27 protein-coding genes are annotated in these 26,658 nt (G+C 42.6%); 6 read left to right on the top strand and 21 right to left on the bottom strand.

The features are described 5' to 3' along the window. Nucleotides 1-44 precede the first annotated feature (44 nt). Nucleotides 45-614 carry a TetR/AcrR family transcriptional regulator gene (locus tag BN6539_RS18325; RefSeq protein WP_067541671.1) on the bottom strand — a complete coding sequence of 190 codons (570 nt, stop codon included), beginning with the start codon at nucleotides 612-614 and terminating at the stop codon, nucleotides 45-47. A 643-nt stretch (nucleotides 615-1,257) separates the two neighbouring features. Between BN6539_RS18325 and BN6539_RS18320 the strand changes: the two genes are divergently transcribed. Beyond that, nucleotides 1,258-2,076, top strand: a complete 819-nt coding sequence (locus BN6539_RS18320) for an EFR1 family ferrodoxin (protein ID WP_067541669.1) — start codon at nucleotides 1,258-1,260, stop codon at nucleotides 2,074-2,076. 80 nt (nucleotides 2,077-2,156) lie between these two features. Here BN6539_RS18320 and BN6539_RS18315 read toward each other — a convergent pair whose 3' ends face one another. The 11 genes from BN6539_RS18315 to BN6539_RS18265 all read right to left on the bottom strand — a co-directional run bounded on the left by BN6539_RS18315 (nucleotide 2,157) and on the right by BN6539_RS18265 (nucleotide 11,999). Continuing rightward, nucleotides 2,157-2,354 carry a hypothetical protein gene (locus BN6539_RS18315; protein WP_067541667.1) on the bottom strand — a complete coding sequence of 66 codons (198 nt, stop codon included), beginning with the start codon at nucleotides 2,352-2,354 and terminating at the stop codon, nucleotides 2,157-2,159. A 12-nt stretch (nucleotides 2,355-2,366) separates the two neighbouring features. Then, nucleotides 2,367-2,852, bottom strand: a complete 486-nt coding sequence (locus BN6539_RS18310; protein WP_067541665.1) for a hypothetical protein — start codon at nucleotides 2,850-2,852, stop codon at nucleotides 2,367-2,369. A gap of 187 nt (nucleotides 2,853-3,039) precedes the next feature. Then, nucleotides 3,040-3,528, bottom strand: coding sequence for a GNAT family N-acetyltransferase (locus BN6539_RS18305; RefSeq protein ID WP_067541663.1), 489 nt, complete (start codon nucleotides 3,526-3,528; stop codon nucleotides 3,040-3,042). A gap of 42 nt (nucleotides 3,529-3,570) precedes the next feature. Continuing rightward, nucleotides 3,571-4,065: a Cys-tRNA(Pro) deacylase gene (ybaK, locus tag BN6539_RS18300; RefSeq protein WP_067541661.1), complete on the bottom strand. Its 495-nt coding sequence runs from the start codon at nucleotides 4,063-4,065 to the stop codon at nucleotides 3,571-3,573. A 150-nt stretch (nucleotides 4,066-4,215) separates the two neighbouring features. Next, complete coding sequence (locus BN6539_RS18295; protein ID WP_067541659.1) at nucleotides 4,216-6,237, bottom strand: sodium-translocating pyrophosphatase; 2,022 nt, start codon at nucleotides 6,235-6,237, stop codon at nucleotides 4,216-4,218. Nucleotides 6,238-6,342: 105 nt separating this feature from the next. Further along, nucleotides 6,343-6,573 carry a preprotein translocase subunit SecG gene (gene secG / locus BN6539_RS18290; RefSeq protein WP_067541657.1) on the bottom strand — a complete coding sequence of 77 codons (231 nt, stop codon included), beginning with the start codon at nucleotides 6,571-6,573 and terminating at the stop codon, nucleotides 6,343-6,345. Nucleotides 6,574-6,847: 274 nt separating this feature from the next. Continuing rightward, nucleotides 6,848-7,597, bottom strand: a complete 750-nt coding sequence (gene tpiA / locus BN6539_RS18285; RefSeq protein WP_067541655.1) for a triose-phosphate isomerase — start codon at nucleotides 7,595-7,597, stop codon at nucleotides 6,848-6,850. Nucleotides 7,598-7,734: 137 nt separating this feature from the next. After that, nucleotides 7,735-8,919, bottom strand: a complete 1,185-nt coding sequence (locus BN6539_RS18280) for a phosphoglycerate kinase (RefSeq protein ID WP_067541653.1) — start codon at nucleotides 8,917-8,919, stop codon at nucleotides 7,735-7,737. 68 nt (nucleotides 8,920-8,987) lie between these two features. Then, nucleotides 8,988-10,007 carry a type I glyceraldehyde-3-phosphate dehydrogenase gene (gene gap / locus BN6539_RS18275; RefSeq protein ID WP_067541651.1) on the bottom strand — a complete coding sequence of 340 codons (1,020 nt, stop codon included), beginning with the start codon at nucleotides 10,005-10,007 and terminating at the stop codon, nucleotides 8,988-8,990. Nucleotides 10,008-10,122: 115 nt separating this feature from the next. Continuing rightward, on the bottom strand, nucleotides 10,123-11,484 hold the full coding sequence (rpoN, locus tag BN6539_RS18270) for an RNA polymerase factor sigma-54 (protein WP_067541649.1): 1,362 nt from the start codon (nucleotides 11,482-11,484) through the stop codon (nucleotides 10,123-10,125). Nucleotides 11,485-11,528: 44 nt separating this feature from the next. Next, complete coding sequence (locus tag BN6539_RS18265) at nucleotides 11,529-11,999, bottom strand: tRNA (cytidine(34)-2'-O)-methyltransferase (RefSeq protein WP_067541647.1); 471 nt, start codon at nucleotides 11,997-11,999, stop codon at nucleotides 11,529-11,531. Nucleotides 12,000-12,121: 122 nt separating this feature from the next. Between BN6539_RS18265 and BN6539_RS18260 the strand changes: the two genes are divergently transcribed. Together BN6539_RS18260 and BN6539_RS18255 are read left to right on the top strand one after the other, a co-directional pair. Further along, entirely contained in the window at nucleotides 12,122-13,087 is a 966-nt protein-coding gene (locus BN6539_RS18260) for a homoserine dehydrogenase (RefSeq protein ID WP_067541645.1), read from the top strand. A gap of 16 nt (nucleotides 13,088-13,103) precedes the next feature. Next, entirely contained in the window at nucleotides 13,104-13,604 is a 501-nt protein-coding gene (locus tag BN6539_RS18255; protein WP_067541643.1) for an SEC-C metal-binding domain-containing protein, read from the top strand. 76 nt (nucleotides 13,605-13,680) lie between these two features. Here the strand turns inward: BN6539_RS18255 and BN6539_RS18250 are convergent, their stop codons facing one another. From BN6539_RS18250 to nth, 4 genes are all read right to left on the bottom strand, one after another. After that, a complete protein-coding gene (locus tag BN6539_RS18250) occupies nucleotides 13,681-15,339 on the bottom strand; it encodes a M56 family metallopeptidase (RefSeq protein WP_067541641.1) in 1,659 nt (552 codons plus the stop codon). Continuing rightward, nucleotides 15,336-15,728 carry a BlaI/MecI/CopY family transcriptional regulator gene (locus tag BN6539_RS18245; protein ID WP_330385105.1) on the bottom strand — a complete coding sequence of 131 codons (393 nt, stop codon included), beginning with the start codon at nucleotides 15,726-15,728 and terminating at the stop codon, nucleotides 15,336-15,338. The genes BN6539_RS18250 and BN6539_RS18245 overlap by 4 nt, the downstream gene beginning before the upstream one ends. A gap of 228 nt (nucleotides 15,729-15,956) precedes the next feature. Next, the gene (locus BN6539_RS18240) at nucleotides 15,957-16,772 is read right to left on the bottom strand and encodes a hypothetical protein (protein ID WP_067541639.1); all 816 of its coding nucleotides are present in this window, start codon (nucleotides 16,770-16,772) and stop codon (nucleotides 15,957-15,959) included. Between the two features lie 60 nt (nucleotides 16,773-16,832). Further along, the gene (gene nth / locus BN6539_RS18235) at nucleotides 16,833-17,456 is read right to left on the bottom strand and encodes an endonuclease III (RefSeq protein WP_067543528.1); all 624 of its coding nucleotides are present in this window, start codon (nucleotides 17,454-17,456) and stop codon (nucleotides 16,833-16,835) included. Nucleotides 17,457-17,597: 141 nt separating this feature from the next. On the opposite strand from nth, the gene BN6539_RS18230 reads away from it, so the two are divergent. Beyond that, a complete protein-coding gene (locus tag BN6539_RS18230) occupies nucleotides 17,598-18,260 on the top strand; it encodes a GntR family transcriptional regulator (protein ID WP_067541637.1) in 663 nt (220 codons plus the stop codon). A 94-nt stretch (nucleotides 18,261-18,354) separates the two neighbouring features. On the opposite strand, the gene clpB is transcribed toward BN6539_RS18230, so the two are convergent. Then, nucleotides 18,355-20,946, bottom strand: coding sequence for an ATP-dependent chaperone ClpB (gene clpB, locus BN6539_RS18225; RefSeq protein ID WP_067541635.1), 2,592 nt, complete (start codon nucleotides 20,944-20,946; stop codon nucleotides 18,355-18,357). A gap of 299 nt (nucleotides 20,947-21,245) precedes the next feature. Further along, on the bottom strand, nucleotides 21,246-21,962 hold the full coding sequence (locus BN6539_RS18220; RefSeq protein WP_187375538.1) for a site-2 protease family protein: 717 nt from the start codon (nucleotides 21,960-21,962) through the stop codon (nucleotides 21,246-21,248). A 115-nt stretch (nucleotides 21,963-22,077) separates the two neighbouring features. Here BN6539_RS18220 and BN6539_RS22650 point away from each other — a divergent pair, with 115 nt between their 5' ends. Both BN6539_RS22650 and BN6539_RS18210 read left to right on the top strand, forming a co-directional pair. After that, nucleotides 22,078-22,434, top strand: coding sequence for a lytic transglycosylase (locus BN6539_RS22650; protein WP_067543522.1), 357 nt, complete (start codon nucleotides 22,078-22,080; stop codon nucleotides 22,432-22,434). A 40-nt stretch (nucleotides 22,435-22,474) separates the two neighbouring features. After that, on the top strand, nucleotides 22,475-22,717 hold the full coding sequence (locus BN6539_RS18210) for a hypothetical protein (RefSeq protein ID WP_067541633.1): 243 nt from the start codon (nucleotides 22,475-22,477) through the stop codon (nucleotides 22,715-22,717). A gap of 44 nt (nucleotides 22,718-22,761) precedes the next feature. Here the strand turns inward: BN6539_RS18210 and BN6539_RS18205 are convergent, their stop codons facing one another. The 3 genes from BN6539_RS18205 to cls all read right to left on the bottom strand — a co-directional run bounded on the left by BN6539_RS18205 (nucleotide 22,762) and on the right by cls (nucleotide 26,471). Continuing rightward, entirely contained in the window at nucleotides 22,762-23,529 is a 768-nt protein-coding gene (locus BN6539_RS18205; RefSeq protein ID WP_067541631.1) for a type 1 glutamine amidotransferase, read from the bottom strand. Beyond that, nucleotides 23,530-24,882: a MurT ligase domain-containing protein gene (locus BN6539_RS18200; RefSeq protein WP_067541629.1), complete on the bottom strand. Its 1,353-nt coding sequence runs from the start codon at nucleotides 24,880-24,882 to the stop codon at nucleotides 23,530-23,532. A gap of 125 nt (nucleotides 24,883-25,007) precedes the next feature. Next, on the bottom strand, nucleotides 25,008-26,471 hold the full coding sequence (gene cls / locus BN6539_RS18195; RefSeq protein WP_067541627.1) for a cardiolipin synthase: 1,464 nt from the start codon (nucleotides 26,469-26,471) through the stop codon (nucleotides 25,008-25,010). Nucleotides 26,472-26,658: the final 187 nt, after the last annotated feature.

Below are 26,658 nucleotides of genomic sequence, written 5' to 3'. Positions count from 1 at the left end.
TTTTGAAGAAAACCCGTCTGAATTGACGGATTATTTTAAACGCCCTAATTTAAAACTTTGCGAATAAGCTGCTGTACAGCTGCAAATCGTTCTTCCAACGGAAGGCTTTGATCGTTGATGATCAGAGCCTGGCCGCCGATGATGAATTTTGCTGCAGCGGAAGGATCAGAAACACGGATTTCTCCTCTATCCTGTAATGCCTTCAGATACTTTTCCACATAAGGAGATACTTTTCTTGCCATCGCCGTATCCAGCTGTGCGTGAAAAAACTCATTTCCTTCTTTATGAAAAAAAACGGCATAAGTATAGGCCCCAGTCGTCTCCGCCTGCTGCCATACCTGCCAAAGTTGATTCAAACAAGCTTCGAGGGGCAAGTCTGTCTGCTGAAATACCTCGATAAAACCACGGCTGCAAACTTCTGCATACTGGCTGACAGCCGTTTCGTAGAGCGCCTGTTTATTAGGAAAATAATGATAGCAGAGGCCAGCAGCCACGCCCACTGCCTGAGCGATATCCTTCATGGTCACTGCCTCAAAGCCTTTTTCAGAAAAAATCCCCATGGCTGTATCTATGATTTCCTGTTTTCTTACTTCCGGGTCCTTTGATATACGCACTTTATCACCTCACGTTCTATATTACGCTTTGATTGAATATTTGTCAATGAAAGAATGCTTTGTAACCAGATCTATTAAACACAGTTATTCCGGGTACGTATTTGGGCTAAATTCATAATCGATCCGGTTCTCCTTTTTCATAACGCTGTGACAGTTGAGACTAAAAAAGCGCCTTCATTTTCATTTTTTTGCTTGTATCTGGCGGATTTTTTGATTATTGTAAACCAATGCGCCTTCATTTTTAAATTATTTTCGATTACTTGCGTATTTCTTACGCATTTCAAAAATTGGGGACGAATAAAATTACTATATATTCCATTTGTGGGATATTCTATCTCATACGCAGTTCTGCAGACCAATGAAAAAGACAAATATGCCTGTTTTTCACACGTTTGCAAAGGGAGTCACTCAAGTAAATTCAAGAAAATCAAAAATGAAGGCGCAAATGCTGGACCGGAGAGCGTTTTGTGCCATAATCCCTTGCATTTAATTTAATGAAGGCGCGCAATTTATTTCATGCTTTTGCCGTGTGTTGTATATGGACTGCGATACCTTTTTCTCTAAAACTGTGGTAAAATTAAGATATCGTTCCCAGTAATTTGCTCTACAGATTGCCGGAACTACTCAATAGGAGGTTACAGAAATGAATATAACGAGAATTTGGAAAGTCTATTTCAGTCCTACAGGTAATACAGATCAAGCAGTCAGCCATCTAGCAGACGCGCTCCGTGACAAGCTGAAATGTCCCATCGAAAAATACGATTTTACTTTGCCTGCGTCACGGGAAGCAGTGCCTGCCTTTGCTGCAGGTGATCTGGTCGTCTTCGGCACGCCGGTTTATGCCGGAAAGGTTCCGAACAAGCTTCTGCCTTTTATTCAAAACAGTTTCAAGGGGAACGGCGCCGCGGCAATTCCCGTCGTCACCTTTGGAAACCGCAGTTTTGATAATGGACTAGCAGAACTGACGCAGAGTTTGAAAAATAATGGATTCCGTATCATCTCTGCAGCTGCCGTAGCTTCTCAGCATGCCTTCTCGGATTCTTTGGCGGCAGGACGCCCAGACCAAGAAGATTTGAAATTACTTTCTGAATTAGCTGTGAAAACCGCCGCAAAACTTGCTGCTGATGGCGAACTGCAACCCGTGTCCGTGCCTGGAGATGCGGAAGCAGCATATTACAGACCTCTGGGGCTGGACGGACAGCCTGCCGTATTTCTAAAGGCAAAACCTGAGACGGATACGACGAAGTGTACGAACTGCGGAATCTGCGCTCGAAACTGTCCTATGGGTTCCATCAGTCCGGAAGAACCGTCTGAAGTCACCGGCATCTGCATTAAATGCCATGCATGTGTACACAAATGCCCGGAAAACGCCAAATACTTTGACGATCCGGCCTTTCTCTCCCACAAAGCCATGTTAGAAAAAAACTTTCAACGGAGAGCGGAAACTTTGATCATTGTATAAACAAAAACAAAAGCAGGCAGTATATCCCTATGAATCAACTGTCTGCTTTTTATGTAATATCATTGATAATCTCGTCAGTCCTATTTTTTCGCAGATTCTGATTTTTTCTCTCTTTCCTCTTTGGATGACAAGGTGTGCCATGTTGCCGGCTTCTTATTTCTAATAAACAAATTTCTCAGAATCTTTACTACGGCTTCAACAAAATGAAACCATACATTGCCGACAGCAAATATGATTACCAAAACAAGCAGTACCGCGCCGACCTGTCCAAATGGCATGATATCGCCTCCCTATTTCGTTTGAAACCGTTTTAGGAAGAAATCGGTAAATTCTTTTACTTCCTCCTCTTGGGAGACGTAGACGTACAGCTTTTCATCTTCCAGCCAGTCACAGACATTGATACCAATATAACCTTTTCGATCTGGATAGATAATAAAAGCATCTGTCGGATATTTACTCTGATATGCCTTGCGGATTTCATTGCGGCGATAAAAAGTCGCATCACCGCAGCCAGACAGGTCTGGAACGGTTGGGACTACAACAATCGTTTGACTGTTATCGTTCCAACCGACGATCAGATTTCCGATTTTAGTTTTACTGCCATGTACAAAACCATAGTTAAACCAGCCTATATCCTCGGTAAAACCGAAAATCAACTTGTAATCTTGCCCATTTTCTACCACTTCATTGAACAACTCGCGCATCTTCTTACGGTTGGCATCACTCTTTGCCATATCAACTTGCGGACCGGCAAATAATTTTCCAAATAAACCCATTGTTTTTTCCTCCGTTTCATCTCTTCATCTTAAATACTTTCAAATATAAAAAGTATTTAAGATGATTATAGCCGAATATGTGGGAAAAATCAAGTTCATAAATAGAAAAACAACGCACCGCTTTACGGTACGCTGTACGTTATTTCTATTAGCCTATGTCAGACAGGAATGCCGGATAAACCCATTTTCACTCCTTGTTGCTCTGATAAGCGATTCTTGGACTTCCGTTGGCAGTATAGATGATACCGCACCTCTGAAAACCGTTTTTTTCTATGGCTCGCTGCATGATGCGATTGTCATGATGGGTATCAATGCGTAAGATTTTAATTTGCGTCTTACAAAATGCTACGCATAGCTGCAAAAGTCCTTTTACCTGTCCATCTCCTGCAATCCGATGGATGGTACCATAAGGTGAATTATCAGGCCACGCACCATCCTCAATCACCTCATAAGTAGGATCCGCACCGATGATAAATACGAATACACCGTGAATTTCATTTTTTTCCTCCATGACATACAATTGTCCTTGTTCGATGTCTTTGGTCAATAGTTCTTTCTTTGGATATCCATCTCCCCACTGGGTAGGATTCCCAGTCTGTGCCATAAAAGTTCTGGCGTAGGCATAGATTTCTAAAATTCTCTCCAAATCCAATATGGTCGCAGTTCTAATTTTCATCCTTACCTACCTTCCCTGATGGTTTGATTCTGATTCCAATCGTCACCCTTCTCTTACTAAATCGGTGAATTCAGCGCTAACCAGCTCAGCTAATTCAAGTGGTGAAAGCTCCATCTGTAAACCAACTTTGCCGCCGCTGACACAGATGGTATCCTGCTCCTGTGCACTCTTGTGGATGGCTGTTTTAAATTGTTTTTTCATGCCGACAGGAGAACAGCCGCCTTTGATATATCCGGTAAGAGGGGTAATCTCTTTCACGTGAATCATCTCTATATTTTTTTCGTCGAAAAATTTAGCGGCTTTCTTTAGATCTAATTCACAAGCAACGGGAATGACACAGACGTAGTGTTCTCTGCTATGCCCCATGAGTACCAAGGTCTTAAAAACTTTATTTGGATCGAGATTGGATTGGGCTGCAACGGAAACGCCGTCTAAAAAGCCGTCGGGTGCCTCATAAGTATGAAGCTCGTAGGAAATCTTTTTCGCTGCTACAATCCGTACTGCGTTGGTCTTTGGTTCTTTTTCTTTTTTTGCCATAACGTCACTTCTTCTCCTTTATAAACTGTAATTAGTATACCATAGCCTTAGATTTCTTTGCAAGCGCTGGAAAAGGTTAAAGGAGCAGCCGCATCTATCAACACAAAAAAGACTCCGCCGAAGCGAAGCCTTTTTGAAATACTTATATGATTAGCCTAATAATCCGGAACCAAATACTGGTGCGAATACAACTGATACAATTGTCATCAACTTGATCAGGATGTTGATGGATGGACCAGAAGTATCTTTGAACGGGTCACCTACTGTGTCGCCGACAACTGCAGCCTTATGAGGTTCTGAACCTTTTCCGCCATAATTACCTTCTTCGATATATTTCTTAGCATTGTCCCATGCGCCACCAGCGTTAGCCATCATGATAGCTAATAATACGCCGGCAGAAAGTGCACCGCCCAGCATTCCAGCCAGTGCTTCAGCACCGAGAACGAAACCGACGAGAAGTGGAGCCGCAATGGCCATCAGACCAGGGATGATCATTTCTTTCAGAGCAGCGCCAGTTGAGATGTCTACGCATCTAGCATAGTCAGGCTTAGATGTTCCTTCCATGATGCCCTTGTCTTCTCTGAACTGTCTTCTAACTTCTTCAATCATCTGGTTCGCAGCTTTACCTACAGAATTCATAGTCATGGCTGAGAACAGGAACGGCAGCATCGCTCCGATAAATAGACCGACGATGACGATTGGATCAAGTAAGCTTACGATGCTGATCTGCGCAACAGTCGCATAGGATACGAACAGAGCCAGAGCAGTCAGAGCAGCGGAACCAATCGCAAAACCCTTACCAATTGCAGCAGTGGTGTTACCAACTGAATCAAGCTTGTCCGTAATGTTTCTCACACCTTCTGGAAGTTCTGCCATCTCGGCGATACCACCAGCGTTGTCAGATACTGGACCATAAGCGTCTACTGCAACGGTCATACCTGTTGTAGAAAGCATACCTACTGCTGCAAGCGCAATACCATATACGCCAGCGAACTGATAAGCAACAAAGATACCAACACAGATACAGATAATCGGCCATAAGGTTGACATCATTCCAACACCAAGACCACTGATAATCGTAGTTGCTGCGCCAGTCTGGGATTGCTCAGCAATCTTTTTAACTGAACCGTAGTCAGCAGATGTATATATTTCTGTAATCTTACCGATAGCGATACCGACAATAAGACCAGCAATAATTGCATAGGCATATGTGAAATCGCCCAACATCTGCTTACTCAGAATTAGAGCAGCGATGATTACGATGACACCTGCGATATAGGTTCCCATGTTCAGGGCTTTCGCAGGGTTTACATTCTCTCCGCCTCTTACGAGCAAAATACCGATGACTGAGGCAACGATACCAACTGCTGAAAGAATCAGAGGGAATACAGCTGCAGTTGCTTCTGAGAATGTTGCAAGCTCAGGTGCATTTGCGACTGCTACTGCTGCCAGAGTGATAGCGGAAATGATGGATCCTACATAGGATTCGAACAAGTCGGAACCCATACCAGCAACGTCACCTACGTTGTCGCCTACATTATCTGCGATAACTGCAGGGTTTCTAGGGTCGTCTTCTGGAATTCCAGCTTCAACTTTACCAACCAGGTCGGCACCAACGTCAGCAGCCTTTGTGTAGATACCGCCGCCTACTCTGCCGAACAGCGCCATTGACGATGCACCGAGACCAAAGCCTGTGACACAATCTACAACCTGTGCAAGATCCAGAACACAGAATACGATACCAAGTCCTAACAGTCCAAGACCTGATACGCAAAGTCCCATAACCGCACCCGATCTGAACGCGATTTTTAGGGCCTTCGGCATACCTGCTTCTTTTGCAGCGTTTGCTGTTCTTACATTACCTTTTGTCGCTACATTCATTCCGAAGAATCCAGCCAAAACAGATAACAGCGCGCCAATTACATACAGTACAGCGGTTGTCCAATTCTGAAGACCAAATCCGATCAGCAGGAATAACACGACGATTACGATAACCATCGTCTTGTATTCTCTTCTGAGGAATGCCATAGCACCTTCTCTGATGAAGCCTGCAATTTCCTTCATTCTGTCTGTTCCTTCGTCAGCTTTGCCGATCCATGATGCTAAACAAAAAGCAACGATTAGACCAACTACAGCTGCGATAGGAGCAACAAAGCTTATAAAGCTTTCCATAATTATAATACCTCCTCTTTCGCTTACTTATAGAACAAGTTTAAGAGGCACTGTATCAGCACCTCTTACTATCAAGCGAATATTTAAATTTTAAATATAAACACATTAAAAAATAGCTACAATCGCTAATGAAAGACCGATAAACAAGATTGCAGATACAACAGTTATCTTGCTCAAAATAGCTTCATAACCTTTACTCTTCTTTTTTCCGAACAGCTGTTCTGCACCACCTGCAATAGAGCCGGATAGTCCGTCACTGTTACTTGATTGTAATAGCACGCTGGCAATAATAATGATGCTGGCAATTGCTAATAGTACCATTAGAGCGGTTTTCATCTCATCCCTCCTTAATAGACTTGTCACAGTTATAAAAACTGATTATGCAAAACCCTTCTGAAAGTCAGGCTGCTAGCCTGTCTCACAAGATAAAGGTTGACTGCTTAATGGTTCTCGTCCCAATTTGCCCCGCAAATTGTGGGGAGACCTTATGCAACCACCCTCCAAGAGAGCAAGCTCACCGCGCGTAGCTCGATTGGCTAAGGGTTGACTGCTTAAATTTCAACCATTTAACTTTATCATAAGAAATGGTAAAAATCAAGTAGTTTTCACGCTAAAAGTTAATTATGTCCATAAATTTAGAGGGAATCAGGCTGCTGCCACCGACAAGGGCTCCGTCTATCTCATCCATATTCATAATTTCTGTTGCATTTTCAGGTTTTACGCTGCCGCCATACTGAATAATCACTTTATCACAGATATCTTCATCGTACAGCTCTTCAATGACCTTTCTGATCAAAGCGCACATTTCTTCTGCCTGTTCAGGACTAGCGGTTTTACCCGTACCAATAGCCCAGATTGGTTCATATGCGACAACGACTTGTTCAGCCTGTTCCCTTGTGATGCCGTCAAAAGCATTCCTGATCTGTGTCGCAACGATTTCTTTCTCTCTCCTGGCTTCACGCTGCGGAAGAGTCTCTCCGACACAGAGAATCGGTCTGATTTCGCTGTCTGTTAAAAGCTTTTTCAGTTTGAGATTGACGGTTTCATCCGTCTCTGCAAAATACTGTCTTCTTTCTGAATGACCGACGATACAGTAATCCACACCGATTTCTTTCAGCATAGCCACTGAAATTTCGCCGGTAAAGGCTCCTTCGTCTTCAAAATGAACGTTTTGTGCCCCCACGCCGATGCCGGTGCCCTCAAAAGCTTCCACCAGTATTTCAAGCTGTGTAAACGGCGCGCAGATTGCCGCTCTGATGTCGGTATCCTTATATAACTGTTTGAAGCTTTCCGCAAATTCCAGCGCTTCTTTTTTTGTCTTGTACATTTTCCAATTTCCTGCAATAAACGGAATCCTCATTTTTTTACTCCTTTTTATACCGTACGAAAATAACGTCCAAGGGACGTATTTCCGTACGGTTCATCGTTCGCTTTGTTCACTGCTCCAGTCGCTAATGCGCCTTTAGCTGGTTGACGTTTATCGTCAACCACTCATGTTTATTTCTCTTCTATAATCGCAATACCTGGCAATACCTTGCCTTCCAGGAATTCCAGAGAAGCGCCACCGCCAGTTGAAATATGCGTCATTTTGTCTGCCAGACCGAATTGCTCGGCTGCTGCAGCCGAATCGCCTCCGCCGATCACTGTCACAGCATCACTTTCGGCCAAAATCTCTGCAATGGCTTTCGTTCCCTTGGCAAAGGACGGCATTTCGAAGACGCCTACCGGACCGTTCCATACAATTGTCTTGGCTTCCACCAAAGCGTTTTTGTACAGGTCAATGGTTTTAGGTCCGATATCCAGTCCCATCATGTCTGCCGGAATATTTTCTCTATCAACAATTACTGTTTCTGTTTCATTGGCAAATTCCTTTGCGCAGACCACGTCCACAGGCAGCAGCAGCTTGACGCCCGCTGTTTCGGCCTTTTTTAATAGCTCTTTCGCCAGACCGATATTCTCTTCATCTAAAATAGATGTGCCGATTTCAAGTCCCATGGCCTTGAAGAAGGTATAGGACATACCGCCGCCGATAATCAAAGTGTCTACTTTTTTCAGCAGGCTCTCGATGACTGGGATTTTATCGCCAACTTTCGCTCCGCCCATAATTGCTACGAACGGTCTCTCTGGGTTTTCTACTGCGCCGCCGAGAAACTTCACTTCCTTCTCAATCAGGAAACCGGATACTGCCGGCAGATAATCCGCGATTCCTGCTGTAGAAGCATGGGCTCTGTGTGCTGTGCCGAAAGCTTCCTGCACAAAGACTTCTCCTAAAGAAGCTAATTCTTTGGCGAATTCTGCACCGTTTTCTGTTTCTTCTTTTCGGAAACGAACGTTTTCTAGGAGCATCACATCGCCATCTTGCAAAGAATCGGCCATTTCTTTGATCGTGTCACAGATCACCTCTGGGCAGCTTTTGAATTTGACTTCTTTTCCTAGGAGCTGACGCAGTCTGTCCGCTACTGGTTCTAATGTGAACTCCATCTTCGGTTCGCCCTTTGGTCTGCCCAGGTGGGACATCAAAATAACCTTTGCCCCCTTCTCGACTAAATAGGTGATGGTTGGCAGCGCAGCCTTAATTCTGTTATCGTCAGTAATTGCGCCGTCCTTCTGTGGTACATTAAAATCACATCTTACAATAACTTTCTTTCCTTTGACATCGATGTCTTTGATTGTTTTTTTCATTTTTTTAGACCCCTCATTGTTTCATATTGAGGAAATACCGGTCTAGCCGGTATTTCCTCTCGTATCAGTTATTTTGCGTTGTCTACCTCGTACATATGCTTAATGAGTTCTAAAGTCTTGCTGGAATATCCAAATTCATTGTCGTAGAAAGCGATCAGCTTGAAGAACTTATCGTTTAACTCAATACCTTCTCTTGCATCGAAGATGGAAGTATGCGGATCTCCAACAAAGTCACCAGATACTACTTCGTCATCGACGTATTCAATGACGCCGTGCAAGGTCGTCTCAGAAGCCTTCTTTACTGCTCTGCAGATGGCCTCATAAGATGCGGATTTTTTCAATACGACATTCAGATCGATCACAGAAACGTCTGCAATTGGAACTCTGTAAGAAATTCCTGTCATCTTTCCAGCCAGGGAAGGAATCACCAACCCTACAGCCTTGGCTGCTCCAGTAGTGGAAGGAATCACATTGCCGAATACGCTTCTTCCCGTTCTCCAGTCTTTCATGGATCGAGCATCAACAACTTTCTGCTTTGCTGTAGCCGAGTGAATGGTTGACATCAATCCCTGTTCGATTCCAAAATTGTCCTCAAGCACCTTACAAAGCGGCGCCAGACAGTTCGTAGTACAAGATGCATTGGAAACGACCAGCATGTCGCTCGTGTATTCGTCTGAGTTGACACCATAGACGAAGGTAGGCGTCGTCTTATCTTTGGCAGGAGCTGAAATGACTACTTTCTTAGCGCCTGCTTTGATATGATCCATCGCGGTTTCAGTAGTAGTATAAGCTCCTGTCGCTTCAACTATGTATTCTGCTCCGCATTTATCCCACGGAATGTTCTTCGCTTCAGATTCACTGTATACAGGAACCTTTTTGCCGTCCATCATAATTCCGTCTTCATACTTTTCAAGTGATTTAGGGAATCTTCCGAATGTACTGTCATATTTCAGCATGTAGATCAGATAATCGATATCCGCGTTGCGGACATTAATCCCTGCTATTTCGATCTCCGGCATGTCCATTGCCGCCCTGATCACCACTCTGCCAATTCTTCCGAATCCACTAATACCAACTTTAATTGCCATAATTTACCTCCATATCTCTCTTTATAAAAATTAAAGTTTTACAATAATATATTAATCATTTTAATCAATATCGTTTGTCAGATTTTGTTCCAACTGCATATTGCCGCCGGAATCATCAGAATCTTCTTCTCTTTGAGGAAGATAAGATGTTCATGCCTTCTCTGTACTTTGCCACAGTCCTTCTGGAAATATCGATTCCCTTTTCTTTGAGAATTTCGACCATATCCTGATCGCTGTAAGGCTTTCGCGGGTCTTCTCCGTTAATAATTTCTTTGATGATAGACTTTACACTGTTGGAAGAAACCCCGGCCCCGTCTCCGCCTGAGACGCCGCTGGAAAAGAAATACTTTAGTTCAAAAACACCTCTCGGACTCTGCATATATTTGCCGTTGATGGAGCGGCTTACCGTGGATTCATGCACACCCACTTCTTCGGCAATCTGCTTCAGGGTAAGCGTCTTTAAATACTTTTCTCCCTTATCGAAGAAATCCTGCTGATACTTCACAACAGCACTGGCTACATTATAGATCGTCTGCTTTCTCTGTTCAATGCTTTTAATCAGCCATACTGCCGCATTAAATCTATCATTTAAATACTTATTCAGTTCTTCGTCTTTGTCTGCTTCCGCCGACAATTTGTTATAGTAGGAGCTGACCATCAGCTTTGGCACACTGGTATCGTTGTTGGTAACCACGAATTCGTCGTTAATTTTTTCAACAAAGATGTCTGGTATAACATATCTGGTCGTCTCACCTGATGAGAAAAGCCTGCCTGGCTTTGGTTCCAGCGTCTTAATCAGATCTGCAATCTGCTGAACCTCCTGATTCTTCATGTTCAGCGTTTTTGCGATATGTGCAATCTTGTTGTCCGCCAGATCCTCCAACATGTTTTCTATGATGTATTCAATCTCGTCTGTCAAAAGTCCCTTTGAGGCAAGCTGAATGATCAGGCACTCTCTCAGGTTTCTAGCCGCAATGCCGGCCGGATCAAAGGTCTGGATAAAGTTAAGCGTATCTTCTACATCTTCAATTTCGGCATCCACAGCCTGGGCAATTTCCTCTACAGAAGCGGTCAGATAGCCGTTGTCATCGACAGCTTCGATAATATACTTGCCGATGGCCGCATGTTTTCCCTTGAGATTGGAAAACTGGAGCTGCATAAAGAGATAATCCGTCAAAGTGTCTTCTTCAGAGACGTACTGCTCGTATGTATAATCGTCGTCTTCATCCGGTGAATATTCCCACTGCTTGAAGCTCTCTTCTTCATAATCAGCTTCTCTGATTTTTTCTCTGATGTCGACTTCCTGTGTGTCATACTCTTTTTCGGCCTCCAGCACAGGATTTTCAAGCAATTCATTTTGGACATAATCAACTAACTCCTGGTTGTTGAACTGCAATATCTGTATTGCCTGAATCAATTCAGGAGTCATGGATAGTTTCTGGGTCTGTTCAATTGTGAGCTCGTATCCTAATTTCATAATTCCTATCTCCTTATGCAAATAGTATACCATATTGAATCAGTCTATTTCAAGCCTGGAAAGTCCAATTGTCTTAATGCCTCAAATAAAATAATGTTTGCGGAATTTGCAAGGTTAAAAGAACGAAGCCTCGTATCCTCACTCATTGGAATCCTAATTGCCTTTTCTTGATGGGCTTCGATGAAATCCCGCGGCAAACCCGCAGTCTCTCGGCCAAAGAGAAACATATCTTCATCCTTATATTCTGGTTCTGTATAGATCCTCCCGCCTTTGGTGGTAGCCAGGTACATGGTACGTCCTTCATATTTTTCCATAAAAGCGTCTAAACTCTCATGAACTTTCAGTTTTACATAGGGCCAATAATCCAGTCCCGCCCTTCTGACCGCTTTTTCATCTATGGAAAACCCCAGCGGCTCCACAAGATGTAATACTGTGTCGGTTGCCGCGCAGGTTCTGGCTATATTTCCAGTGTTAGGTGGAATTTCCGGTTCTACAAATACGATGTGTAATGACATTTTATTTACCTCTCTTACATTTACTTCTTAATAATAAAGGTTTTTTGTTAAAATTTAAAGACAAAAATGAAATTTTGGTATATAATTTTTATCAATGTAAAAATATGTACAAGGAGGCTGTTATGAAAACAGTAAAAATCGGAATACTAGGTCTGGGAACCGTAGGCGGTGGAACTTACGAGATTCTGGATATGAACAGAGAATTGATTGAAAAAAGAATCGACAGAGAAATCAAAGTCGAAAAAGTATTAGAAAAAAATATGGATAGACTGAAAGCACTCGGGCTCCACGAAAGCCAGGCCACACAGAATCCTGATGATATTTTAAAGGATCCGGAAATTGACATTGTCGTAGAGGCACTCGGCGGCATTGAGCCGTCCACTACTTTCATGCTGACAGCCATGGAAAACGGCAAGTCAGTCGTTACGCCGAACAAAGCTGCCGTAGCGGCAAATTTTGACAAGCTCCACAAGACAGCGCAGGAAAATAACGTAGAATTCAGATTTGAAGCCAGTGTCGGCGGCGGCATCCCTGCCCTGACTGCCATTACAGAAGCCCTTGCCGGCAACGAATTCAGTGAAGTTATGGGAATCCTCAACGGCACGACCAACTACATCCTGACCAAGATGACAGATCTTGGCCTCGATTATAACGAAGTGCTCAAGGATGCACAAGCAAAAGGTTTTGCAGAAGCTGATCCGACTGCTGACGTTGAAGGCATCGACGTGGCCAACAAGCTCTCTATTTTGATGGCTCTGGCTTTCGATAAATACGTTCCGCCGACAGAAATCCCAACTGTGGGAATTAGCAAGATCACCATGGACGACATCGAGGCTGCAAAAGCCAAAGGCTGCAAAATCAAACTGATCGCTCAGGCTAAAAAAGTCGGCGATTCTGTTGAATACAATGTAAAGCCTATGGAAATTGAAAACGCACATCCTCTCGCTGGCGTATCCAACGAGTTCAATGCGATTTACGTTACAGGAAATGCTGTCGATGAAGTCATGTTTTACGGCAAAGGCGCCGGCGCCCTCCCGACAGGCAGCGCTATCGTAGGTGACATTCTTGCAATTGCAAAAGCATTATAAAGAGGAGGTACGACAGATGAGCCTATTTCAGGATTGGAAAGAACTGATGGAGAATCAGACCGAAGACACCTTTGAGGGGTTTTGGAAAGAATACTCCGAAACAGAGACAAAGATTTATACGCATATTTTAGAACATCATCAGGAACACCTGGCTGGAACGGTTGATGAATTAGTGGCAAAGTTCGAGTGCAACAAGACGATTTTCGTCGGTTTCCTCGACGGCATCAACTCCAGTTTAAAGACTGAGATGGATCTGGATGCAGTAACAGAAGAAACTGCCATCGATCTCGATATCGATTTCGAAAAACTGTTCTTCAACATGCTCAAAGCCGAAGCTGAATATTTGTTCACCCTCCCTGCCTGGGACGGCGTACTCAGCGAAGAGAAGCGCATCGAAATCATCAAAGAGTTCAAACGTTCAAAGACAGTGCACGCAGAAAAGAAGCCCGGCAGAAACGACCCTTGCCCATGTGGCAGCGGTAAAAAGTATAAGAAGTGCTGCGGAAAAAATGAATAACAGCTAATGAATTGCTGCAGGGTCTGCTGTATTAACGGAAAAAACGTTAATGCGGCAGACCCAAAATAGAACCTTATCAGATATGAACTTTTGTGTATTTGACTTTTTTAGAGTTGTAGTGAATGGTCAGTTTTAAATTTTTAGGAACCTTTAGAAGTACGTAAGTGCCTGATGATTTACCTAAATCAAATATGTCAATTGCTGCGCTTTTCTTGTTAAGCTTTGGCGTCCATGCATAATTATGTGGCATATTTCTGTAATAGATATACTGATATCTGTTATCTACAATAGCATACCACGTTCCAGTCTCACAGGAATTTATAACATTTAGGACTTCTTTGGAAACCGCCTTTTTTGACAGCCTTTTTATCTTACCATCCTCTTTTTGTTTGATATCCAAATCCTTCAGGATTTTCTTGACCTCTGCTTTTGGAAGGTATCCGACCTTTTCTATGGTATTGTCCTGTGCTCGTACTAACCGAAGATCTATCTTCCCCAATTCGTCATAGTTAAAATTCTCAAAAGAACGATCTGCCCTCATGTCCATAAAAATTCGAATGCGTTGATTTCGATAATAATAAGCGTCTTTTTTCTTTTTAATTTTCCATTTTAAGTATTCGTCCTCGGTAGATTTTGATTTGCTATCAATTTGCTTCGCTTCTTTGTCAGAAGTTGGACCTGATGATATTGCATAAGCACCCATCGCTGTTGCTCCATATATTAAGGACATTGTCAATACAAGGGTAATAATCATAATCAATTTTGTCTTTTTACGATAAACCATAATTGCTTCTAACCTTTCTTTCAGTAAATTTTTGCTTTCGTTTAACGTCACAGATGCAAGAGTATCTTTGTAATTCCCTGCGATTCCAATGGCGTTTATCAGTGTGTTTCCATAGTCTTGACGGCCCTTTGCGTCCAATGTTTTTATGACCGCTTCATCGCAGGCAAGCTCACACATCCGCCCCACTTCCCGCCCCATAACATAAACAAGAGGGTTAAACCAATGCAGGCAGATTGTAAATTGAATCAGCCACTTATAAAACATATCTCGGCGCTTGTAGTGTGTCAGCTCGTGAAGTATCGTATATTGGAAGTCCGCATCCAATAAGTCGGCAGTGGGCAGCACGATACATGGTCGGAAAAAACCAATTAATATTGGCGAGGAAATCAGGCTATTTGTGTATAACTCCACGGGTTTTTTAACTCCAGATTGCTTGCCGATTATCGCCAGCCGATCTAAAAGTGCTGTGTTGGAAATCTCCATATGTCCGGCTTTGATATATTTTATAAAATCTTGGTAGATTGTAATTTTCCTTATCATCAAGATTAGAGCCACTACCAGCCAGGCGAGCCAGAGATTTCTCATCAAACCTGCAAAAATTTTTTTTGTTAATGACGTGATGTCTGTGGATAGTTCTTCTTGCTGTGAGACAGCATCGTTTTCTGTTGCCATAGTGTTTCCTGATTGCACCGATGACACGATATCTTGTTCGGGACTGTCAGCGGTGTCTATCTGAATCGTCGTGTTGTCTATTGTTTGAAATAAGGAGCCAATAGGACTTGTTTCTGGCGCAAAAGGAAGCAGCAGACGAATAATGACTACCAGCCAGATATAATACTGCCAACTCTTACTGACCTTGTTCTTAAATAGGGGCCTGCAAAGAAGAAGAACAAGAATCAGCAGCGATCCGGATAGGGACAGAGACAAAAAAATTTTCAGTATCTCATTCATCTATTGCCGTTTCCGCCTTCCCAAAACTTTTTCAACTCCTCGTAATCCGTGGCGGTAAGCATTTCTCTCTGTATCAGTGTAGATACAAGCCCCTTTGCATCACCTTCATACAGTTTATCAAGTAAGGCTTTCGCCTGTGTCGCCTGATAGTCTGCTTCGGTAACGATAGCAGTGTATTCGTTGCGCCGGCCTATTTTGTTTGTTTTCAACAGCCCCTTTTCTACCAATCGGGAGAGTAACGTAATAACCGTGTTTTTCTGCCAATGATTACCCGTTTCCGCCAGTGCGTCCATGATTTGGGCATATAGAGCCTTGCCATCCTCAGCCCAGATGATTTTCATCAATTCCAACTCGGAATCAGATACCTGTCCTATCATTTTCTCTTTCATCCTCCTTTAACTACAAGTTGTAGTCCATAGTTATAATAACATTTTGTAGTCCAATCGTCAATACCTTCTTATCGAGGGATTGTTTTTAGATTGTATAGCAAAAGGAACTGGCCCCATTAACGATTTCTTCCGTTAATGGGGCCAGTTCCCTTTTTAGCTGTACAGAAACCTTTCAATATCGTCCTGTACGCAGTTTTTCATTTTTAGACAAGTCCTTATATTATGATTTTACTTGTCTTTTAAGCTGATGCTTTCCACGTTTCCATATTTACTTTGGTTGTTCTTAACAGCTTTCACTTTATAATAGACTTTGACGCCGCGTTTTACAGAATCATCGACATAGTTTGTGGACGCTGATTCTGCAATCTTTGTATAATCACCTTTTTTGGAATAACTTCGATATACTTCATATCGCTCTGCCCCAGTGGATGCCAACCAGGTGAGTTTGATCTTACCGGCAGAATGATTGGCTGCGACGGATAACTTGGGCGTCGTATAAGTTTTAAACTTTGTCGTCTCAGATACCATATTGATATAGCCGTACTGCCCATAGCATTTCATGAAGTCATTCATCGACCCTTTATAATAGGAGACGATATTGCTCCTGTAGTAATTGTTGTCCGCCCAGATCACCTGATCTTTGGAGACCTTCAATAATGCGACAGAATGCCCCGACCAGCCGTTAAAACTGCTTCCATGGGAAAACCGAATATGAGAGCCGGCTTTGATGCCCAGACACTTCTTCTTAAAATTAGATGCGGTGTTTTTCAGACCAGTGTAGTATTTTGTGCTGCTGGAACTTGCCAGCATCTCTCTCACTTTTTCTGCATAACCCCAACACTGCCCGGGGCCGTTGTAACGACTCATATGCTTATATTCGCTTTTGACATAATCAATCGTTGCCGCCGCATTGTCGTCGCTTGTGCAAGCGCTCCCCGTAAAATTCGCACTTTCACTATTTGCCTGTACTTCCTCCGTATTGAACGGCAAGGCAATAACCGTCAATACGACTACCATCAGGGAAATGAAAAGTCTTTTCTTCATATGTTCTCCTTAAAAATTGAACAAAGATTTTAACTTATTTCCCCAATACCCATTTCATCTTTACAGATGCTTTTCGCAGTATTCTGCGATACTGCAGTTCTCACAGTCCGGCTTTCTAGCCGCACAGCAATTTCTGCCGTGAAAAATCAGCGAATGATGTGTCCTGGACCAGCGATCCTCCGGCAAAACTTCCATCAAAGCAAGCTCTGTTTTAAGCACGTCTTTTGCATTGACGAGCCCGATTCGATTGGCAACCCGGAAGACATGGGTGTCAACGGCGATGCGTTGATGTCCAAAGCCTACCGACAGCACTACATTAGCGGTTTTTCTGCCGACACCCGGCAGTTCTACCAACTTATCGTAGTCGTCAGGAACCTGCCCGTCATATTTTTCTGCCAAAACCTTGGCCATATTGACGATATTTTTTGATTTGGTTTTGTACATGCCGATTCGCTTTATGTATTTGCTGACTTCTTCTGGATCTGCATCGCCGAGGGCAAAGGCGTCCGGATATGCGGCAAACAAATCAGGCGTAACCTGGTTAACACTCTTGTCCGTCGTCTGTGCCGACAATGCCACTGAAACAATCAGCTGAAATACATTTTGATGATGAAGCGCACACTCCGCTTCAGGATAGGTTTCTTCCAAGATATCCAATATCTTATTTATCACTTCTTTTTTCATACAAAAGATTATACAAGAAAAAACAAATTTTGACAACCAGTAATCCTTGTGTCAGTAGATGGAATTTCATCTTCCGCTGACAGTCTTGACAAAATTGTATGCCAGACATATAATTGTATACAGTTATTAAGGAGGAACAAAATGTCAATCATTCAATATTTAGAGGACGGTAAGACTAGTAACCAACCGTTGTCTACCAATCTTTACTCAGAACTGCAAGAGGATATTCTCACAGGAAAATTAAAAGCAGGCGAAAAACTCACGGAACAAAAGATCTGCGACGAGTATAAAGTGAGCAGGACTCCTGTTCGCGAAGCCCTGCGCCAGTTAGAAATGGACGGACTGATTGAAAATATTCCCAATAGAGGCGCCTTTGTATTAGGACTTTCAGAACAGGACATTGAAGATATGTATGTGCTTAGAAAAGCCTACGAAATACAAGCGGTGCGTTGGGCCATTGAAAGAATTACTGAAGAAGAAATCAACGAACTGGAAGAGACCTTTGAATTCATGGAATTCTACACGATGAAAAACGATATCAACAAAATGCTCAACATCAATACTGCTTTTCATCAAATCATCTACAATGCAACACATAACAGAATGCTGAAACAGCTTTTGTCTTCTTATCAAGTTTATTTGAAACACTGTAATCCATCTAATTATTATGCACCAGACTACCTAACCAATGTGCTGAAGGAGCATAAAGCGATATTTGATGCTTTCATGGCCAAAGACGTCGAAGGAGGCGCTCTCGCCATGAGCATTCATATGGATAATTCGGGAAGCCGGAAGTTTAAGTAATCTTGATGTAAAATCCAAAATCTCGACTGTGTTAATTTACGATAGTTTTAAAAAAAGGATTGTCTCAAAGGGAGACAATCCTCAATTTTTTGTTCTATTTTGTTGTAAACAAAAGCGCTTCTCCGTTGGAATCGATGACCACAGTGTCGCCGTCAACAATCTCACCTTTAATCAGTTTTGACGCCAGCTGTGTTTCCACGTTCTTCTGCAGGTATCTCTTCACCGGTCTTGCACCGTAATTCGGATCATAAGATTCTCTTGCGATGAATTTTTTACCCTTATCTGTCAGTTCCAGTTTGACATCACGCTCAGCCAGGCGGTGTTCCAAACCGACCAGTGACAGCTCGATGATTTTGACGATCTGCTGCTCCGTCAGCGGGCTGAATACGACGATGTCGTCAATTCTGTTGAGGAACTCCGGTCTGAAGTAATTCTTAAGCTGGTTTTCCACATTTTCCTTTGTCGCCGCATCGATAGAGCCGTCAGCCTTGATATTGTCAATTAACTCACTGCTGCCGATATTGGACGTCATGATGATAATCGTATTTTTAAAGTCTACGGTTCTTCCTTGATTATCGGTCAAACGCCCATCGTCCAACAGCTGAAGCAAGATGTTAAATACGTCAGGATGAGCTTTTTCAATTTCGTCGAAGAGAATAACGCTGTATGGACGCCTTCTTACGGCTTCTGTCAGCTGACCGCCTTCGTCATAACCTACATATCCTGGAGGCGCGCCTACTAGTCTGGATACAGAATGCTTCTCCATATATTCTGACATGTCAATTCTAATCATGTTTTTCTCAGTATCAAAGAGGGCTTCTGACAAGGCTTTGGCCAGCTCTGTCTTACCTACCCCTGTTGGACCGAGGAAAATGAAAGAGCCAATGGGCCGGTTCTCTTCCTTCAGACCCGCTCTAGCCCTTAAAATAGCCTCAGAGACCGACAAAACACCTTCTTCCTGGCCGACTACCCTTGTGTGCAGAATATCTGGCAATTTCAGCAGTTTTTCCTTTTCAGATTCTACCAGCTTTGCAACAGGAATCCCTGTCCAGCCGGAGACTACATCGGCAATTTCTTCTTCACCGACTTCTTCTTTTAATAGACGATTCTCTTCTGAGTTTTCATTGCTGCGTTTTTCTTCTTCCAGCTTTTTCTCTAATTCGGGCAGCACGCCATATTTCAGCTGTGCTAATTTTTCAAGGTCGTAGTTTCTCTCAGCCTCTTCCATCTGATGCTTTACTTCTTCAATCTGTTCTTTCGTGCCTTTCAGTTCGGTGATCGCTTTTTTCTCATTTTCCCACTGTGCCCGCATAGAGGCGTTTTCTTCTTTCAGTTGGGCCAATTCTTTCTCCAGGGTTTCCAGCCTTGCCTTTGAGCCTCTGTCGGTTTCCTTGCCAAGGGCTTGCTTCTCAATTTCCAGCTGCATGATTTTTCTGGAGATTTCATCCAGCTCTGTCGGCATACTGTCAATTTCCGTTCTGATCTTTGAAGCCGCCTCGTCCATCAAGTCAATCGCCTTATCAGGCAGGAATCTGTCAGAGATATACCGATCTGACAAGGTCGCACAGGCAATCAGAGCGTTATCTGTGATTCTGACGCCGTGGTGTATTTCAAAACGTTCCTTCAAACCTCTCAGAATAGAGATGGTATCCTCAACCGACGGCTGGTCGACCATGACCTTTTGAAAACGCCTCTCTAGCGCAGCGTCCTTCTCGATATACTTTCTGTATTCGTCTAAGGTCGTCGCACCGATGCAGTGCAGTTCTCCTCTGGCCAGTTTTGGCTTCAGCAGGTTTCCTGCATCCATGGAGCCTTCCGTTCTGCCAGCGCCGACGATGTTATGAATCTCGTCGATAAATAAAATGATTCTTCCTTCCGATTTCTCGACTTCGTTTAAAACGGCCTTTAATCTCTCTTCAAATTCTCCACGAAATTTAGCGCCTGCAATTAAAGCGCCCATGTCCAGAGCAAAGATGGTTTTATCCTTTAGTCCTTCCGGTACGTCTCCGTTAAGAATTCTCTGTGCCAGCCCCTCTACGACCGCGGTTTTGCCGACTCCCGGTTCACCGATAAGAACGGGATTATTTTTGGTTCTTCTGGACAAAATCTGAATGGCATGTCTGATTTCGCTGTCTCTTCCGATAACGGGATCCAGCTTGCCCTCTCTAGCCATTTCCACCAAGTCGCGGCCATATTTGTTCAAGGCGTCATAATTCTCTTCTGGATTCTGACTGGTAACTCTCTGATTGCCTCTGACCTTGGACAATGCTTCTAAGAATTTGTCTTTTGTAATATTGTACTTAGAGAAAATCTTAGCAGACGGCGTGCCTCTTTCTCCTAAAAGGGCCAGGTAGATGTGCTCTACACTGACATATTCGTCTTTGAATTTGTCAGCATTTTTCTCCGCATCCATCAAAATCTGATTCAGTCTTCTGGAAGAATAGATATTATCTGCTGCGCCTGAGACCTTCGGAAGCTTTTCCATCTGCTCTTCCAGGTCTGCAATCAGTGACGTCGGATCCACCTCCATGTATTTCAGAAGCTTTGGAATCAATCCGTCTTTCTGCATCAGCAAAGCCAGATGCAAGTGCTCTCCATCCAGCATCTGATGCCCTTCGGAAATAGCGATATTTTGACAATCCATAATCGCTGTCTGTGCATTTTGCGTAAATCTCTCTATGTTCATAATGTTCACCCCCAAATCATGTAACATTTATTAGTTTAGCTTTATTTTTAATCTCTAGTCTTATTCTATACCTATTAAAACAAAAAGTAAAGCGTTTTTTAGCACTCACCTACATAGAGTGCTAATAATTTTTCTTCTCCTTTCAATATGTCCCTCTGTTATGATTATTGGAATAATCTTACAACCGCTGTATGGGGAAGTCAATGGTTTTGGAGTATGGGAATTTTAAAAATATTTGACGCGGAACTGCGTCAAAAAAGCGAACAGCCCGCAGATTTTATCTGCGGGCCTCATGCTTTCTAAAAAATAATCGTATTTACCAGCCAGCCATAAACGAAGTCAACTCCTGGAGTCAGTATATAATCTGTGACATTTAAAAATATCAGGACTAATAATATTAAAAATCCTTTGTCATATACTTTGTAATACCATGAATACTTCTCCAGATTAAAAATCTGGGTTACAATGCCGAATCCATCCAATGGAGGCACTGGAAGCAGGTTGAAGATCATCAAAACCAGGTTGATTAGAATGACATACTGAAAGATATTCACCACAATACTTCCAATTTCTCCAAAGGCCCAGGCTGGATTGACAGATATTATAATCCGCAAGATGAAGGTAAAGATGACGGCAATGAAGAAGTTCATCACTACACCGGCAATAGATACCAGAAACTCGTCTCTTCTTCTGTGCTTATAATATCTAGGGTCAATCTGTACCGGTACGCCCCAGCCAAATCCTGCCAAAAGCAATGCGATGAATCCAAAGGGATCAATATGCGCCGCCGGGTTGATGGTCAATCTCCCCTGCAGTTTCGGCGTAGGATCTCCTAAAGCATAAGATGCTATGCCATGAGCAAATTCATGGAAAGAGAGGCCGATAATGATGCCTGGAAGCATGAGCAGTTCGCTCATGAGCCAATCCATTGGATTTTCAAACCTGCCCTCTACAATATTCAGTATGACCAGCATGATTAGAATGACAAATACTGGCGATTTAACAAAACGTTTCAAAATTAATTCTTTCCTTTCCCAATATATTTCATCATATTTTATCACAGAATTGAACAATTTGAAATATTATATTACAAAGATGGCCTTTATGGTCAAAAATGAAAGGTGGTTTTTTATGAATAATTCTCTTGTGTGTATCGACGTTTACACTGTTACAGCAGGTGATACACTTTATACCATTGCAGATAAATACGATCTGCCTGTAAGTCTCTTAATGAAGGTGAACTGCATTACCAATCCGTATAATCTGGAGATTGGAACAAGACTATGCATCCCTGGAGACGAATCTCAGCTTACAAAACCAGAAGAAAAACCAATGCCTTCAATGAAGGTTCATGTCGTAGAAGCTGGCGACACCTTGTACTTAATCGCAAAGAAACATGGCGTAAAATTAGACGATGTCATGAATGCGAACCCAAATATCGATCCATATAATTTAATGATCGGTACGGAACTTTACATCCCACTCTAAACTATGATAAAACGATAAAAAAACTAAGGAGGAACGTTAGATGTGTGAAGATACAAATACGGCTCCAGCATGCAAGCCGTGCAAGATTAAGGAATTTTTTAACAGACAGCATACGCCTATCGAAAAAGGGCTTATGGTTGCAGGCGGACTTATGGCCGGAATTGTGATCGGTATGGTCATCTCCCCAATTCGAGGCGGAATTGGGCTTGAGGTTTCTCTCGGTTCTCACAATGGCTGCGGCAATTACGATAACGACTGTAGCAAAACAACCAGAAAATCATGATGTTCAAGAGAATAAAAGACGGCGCTTATTTACGCCGTCTTTTTCTATTCCTTCTCTTTACAGTTGGTCAGTCTGCTCTCTTTACCAAAGATAAATTCTTTTTTCGTCGCAAAGGATTTTTCTTCTAACTCCATATCAAACTGGATATTTTCAATTGGCAGACCTTTGCTTTCTGCTGCCGCTTTGATGATTTCCATGGTCAGTTTCGGACTGACTACCAGCATTGGCGCCAGAGTGTTGGTGAAGATAGCATTCTTTTTTTGAAATCCTTCTTCCCGATTTTTGCCAGTATTGCCATAACCGTAAATCAACTTTCCAAAAGGTTCCTCACCTTGATTGATAAAATCAGCCATTTGAATCTGGTTTCCGATAATTTCCATCTCTGCGCCGTGGTAGCTGCAGGAAAAATATATATCGTCTCCATAGACGGCTTCATTCTCTCTGGCTTCTACTTCTAAGAGTCCCATTCCTTCGAATTCACTGCCATCTGTTCGTACTACTTTGCTGCCCCATAGTGCAATAGAGGTTCCTGTTACAACCATCGGCCTTCCAGCTTCTACAAAATTCTGAAACAGTTCTTTATAAGGTTTCAGCCAATCTAATATGGTAGGATAGGATGCGATTTCTCCCGGCGGACAAAAAATGACGTCATAATCCATCGCGTCAAAATTCTCTGTCTCAAAGTCAACTTTTTCGATCTGTGCCTGAAAACCTGCCAGCTCTGCAAAACGAGCCAGAGCTAATATATTGCCTCTTTCGCCGTGAAGATACAATGTGTCCGGGAAGAGCCATGCTATTTTCATCGTATTCATTTATCTTCCCTCCTTTTCGATATACTTTTTCATATAGTAGAACGTATGAATCCACGTAATCAGATAGATATTATCTGTTTCAACGCTTTCAATTTCTTTGAAAATGGTGTCCACCTCTTCTGTATCAGCGATGGAAATCATGGACTTGTCCACCCCTTCGTAAATCAATCTATTTGCAGTGTCATAGCAGACTCTGTCAGAGAAGCAGAAATACTTTTCCACATTGGACTGTACTAGTTTATCTAATTGGCAGTCAAATGCGTAAAAGGAGTTGGCGTAGTGTGGAATCATGTCAATCAGCGGACACAATCCCAAACATACCATCTTTTTTTCCGGATCTGCCGCCATGACGTTGATACAGGTCTGTAAGGTCTCTGGATTTTCCTGCTTGATTCTCATATATTTGATTGTCTTGCCTTTATATTTCAAGATTTCAAAACGGCCGCCCACGTTTTTGAATTCTCCGAAAGCCTTTGCCGCTTCTGCGGGACTGATGTCGCCCAGTTCTTTGGCAACGGCTAAAGCGCCGGCATAGTTATAGCACATATACGGCGTGTCATATGGCATATTGAAGCTTACGTCCTCAAATTTAAACGAACGATCAGCAAAATTTACATCGGTAACCGTATAGTCTGCTGTGTCGTCACTTCTGTGTCCGCAATTGACACAGTGGAATTTGCCAACTCCGTCGTTGTTATAATAGTCAAAGACAATTTTATGTCTGCACTTCGGACAGGCCATGGTCGGATAAGTACCGTCCTTGGTAAAAGACTCTTCGTGCCGTTCTACGCCATAGGTGATGATTTTGTCGCTATTCTCGTCAAAAGACTTGGTGCGCGGCTCTTCGTTATTCAGAAACAGACGCACATTGCCGCCGATTGTAGGAAAGAGCTTCCTGTAGATAAAATCCGGATCGCCGTTACGCTGCACCTGGTCCTTCTGCAGGTTGGTAATCATAATGTTCTCTGCCGGCAGCTGTTTGTAAATCAACGGCAGATATCTTTCGTCCGTCTCAAAGATGATGTAGTCTGCCTTTATCTTTCCTGTCAGCGTAGAAGCTTTTGAAAGAGCTGTAGCGACGCCGTAGATCAAATTTGCGCCTTCCAGGTTTGCAATGATCTTTTTACCGTTACTCTTAAATATGTGGTGAACTAGGTTCGTCGTAGTAGATTTTCCGTTGGTTCCTGTGATAAAGAGAACCTTTGCGTAGTCAATTCCCTTAAAATGAGCTACCATCTGCGGATCAATTTTCATGGCTTTTTCTCCAGAGAAGTTCGAGCCTCTGCTCTTGTCCACAATATTGATGATGACGTTGATTATCTTTGCAAACCAAAGTGCAATATAAAATTTCATTCTTTTCCCTCCTAATGGTCCTTGCCACAGTTTCTTGAAAAGAAACTGATGGAAGGCTTAATGCTTTAAATCCCCAATCGGGCAAGCATTTTTGCGTTGCCCGATTGGACGGATTTAGTCGTAAATTATAGTATATCTGAAAGCAATCTTGAAATCGCTTCTTTAAACTTAATTATAACAGATCGATTATTGTAGTCTTCTAAAGTCAGTTCATGGCCGTGTTCAATATCTTTCATGAACTGATCGTCCATTTTCTTTGCAAACCCTTCATCGTAGACAAAGGCATTCGATTCAAAGTTAAGGCGGAAGCTGCGCCTGTCAAAGTTTGCTGATCCGACAGTTGCCACCTCCCCATCTACAACCATGGTCTTCGCGTGAAGAAAACCGCTGTCATAGATGTACACCCTCGCCCCTGATCTGATCAGTTCTCCGCAATAGGCATAGGTCGCCCAATAGACAAAGATATGATCTGGCATGCAGGGAATCATAATCCTCACGTCTACTCCTGACTGTGCAGCCATTTTCAGCGATTCCAGCATACTGGGATCTGGAATGAAATATGGGGTTTGAAGGTATACCGTCTTTTCTGCATAAGTAATCATTCTCATCATGGAGCGTTTGATTTCTTCCCTCACTGAATTAGGTCCGCTGGAAACAATCTGTATGGGGGATGCGCCTTTATCCTCCATGGGATTAAAATATATTTCTGCCAGTTCAATGTTTTCTTTTGAAGCAAAACGCCAATCCATAACAAAAGTAGCGTTGAGATCCTGTACCGCACTGCCGCGTATCTTGATATGGGTGTCACGCCAATATCCGAATCTCCGCTTAAATCCCAGATATTCGTTGGCAATGTTAAATCCGCCGATATAACCTTCTTTACCGTCTATGACGACAATTTTTCTGTGATTTCTGTAATTTAACTTCAGATTAATATATTTCAATTTGGGCTTAAAAAAATATGCAACTTTGCCGCCAGCTGCCAGAAAATCGCGCAGTTTTCTGTTAGTGATAAATCTTGACCCCATAGCATCCATCATCAGCTTTACTTCTACGCCCTCCCGGGCCTTCTGTGTCAAAGCCTCGAGAAACTTTTTACCCACCATGTCGTCTTTGACGATATAATACATGACGTTGATAGATTTGGTGGCATGATTGATATCTCTCATCAGCTTGTGAAACATCTTCTTGCCATCATCAAAAATCTCTATATCGTTATTCTGCGTCAGATAAGATGCACCATACACCTGATTTAGTTTTATCATGTGCTTCCACTTTTCTGCAGTATCATTTACAAATTCAAATTTTCCGTTATCGATGCTTTCAATTTGGTATTTTAATTCCTCTGTGATGACGCTTTTTTCACTGTCTGTCAATTTATATATCTTTTGTCTGGAAATATTTTGCGCCAGTATCATGTAGAAAAATATACCCGCGATGGGCAGAACAAAAAGAACTAAAATCCAAGCAAGTGAAGCTGCTGGATTTTTTCTTTCTAAGAATATAATAGCCAGTGCGATGATTAAGTTGATACTATAAATAAACGCAGTCCAATCGTGTTCTGTGAAAAAGCTGATAAAATATGTCATTCAATATACCCCATTTTGATTTTAGAATTACCATTAATGGGAATATTTTATCACAAATCTGCAAGAGAATCCATAAATTTTATCGTTCTTCAGTAAATATTATGCCCGCATTAACTTACATAATTTGGATTATTTCTTGATTTTACCAATTTCATGCGATATAATATTGGTAAATAATTACAGGAGG

Origin of the sequence: Emergencia timonensis (assembly GCF_900086585.1) — a bacterium.
Classification (GTDB): Bacteria; Bacillota; Clostridia; order Peptostreptococcales; family Anaerovoracaceae; genus Senimuribacter; species Senimuribacter timonensis.
This window is presented reverse-complemented; position numbering and strand designations above follow the sequence as displayed.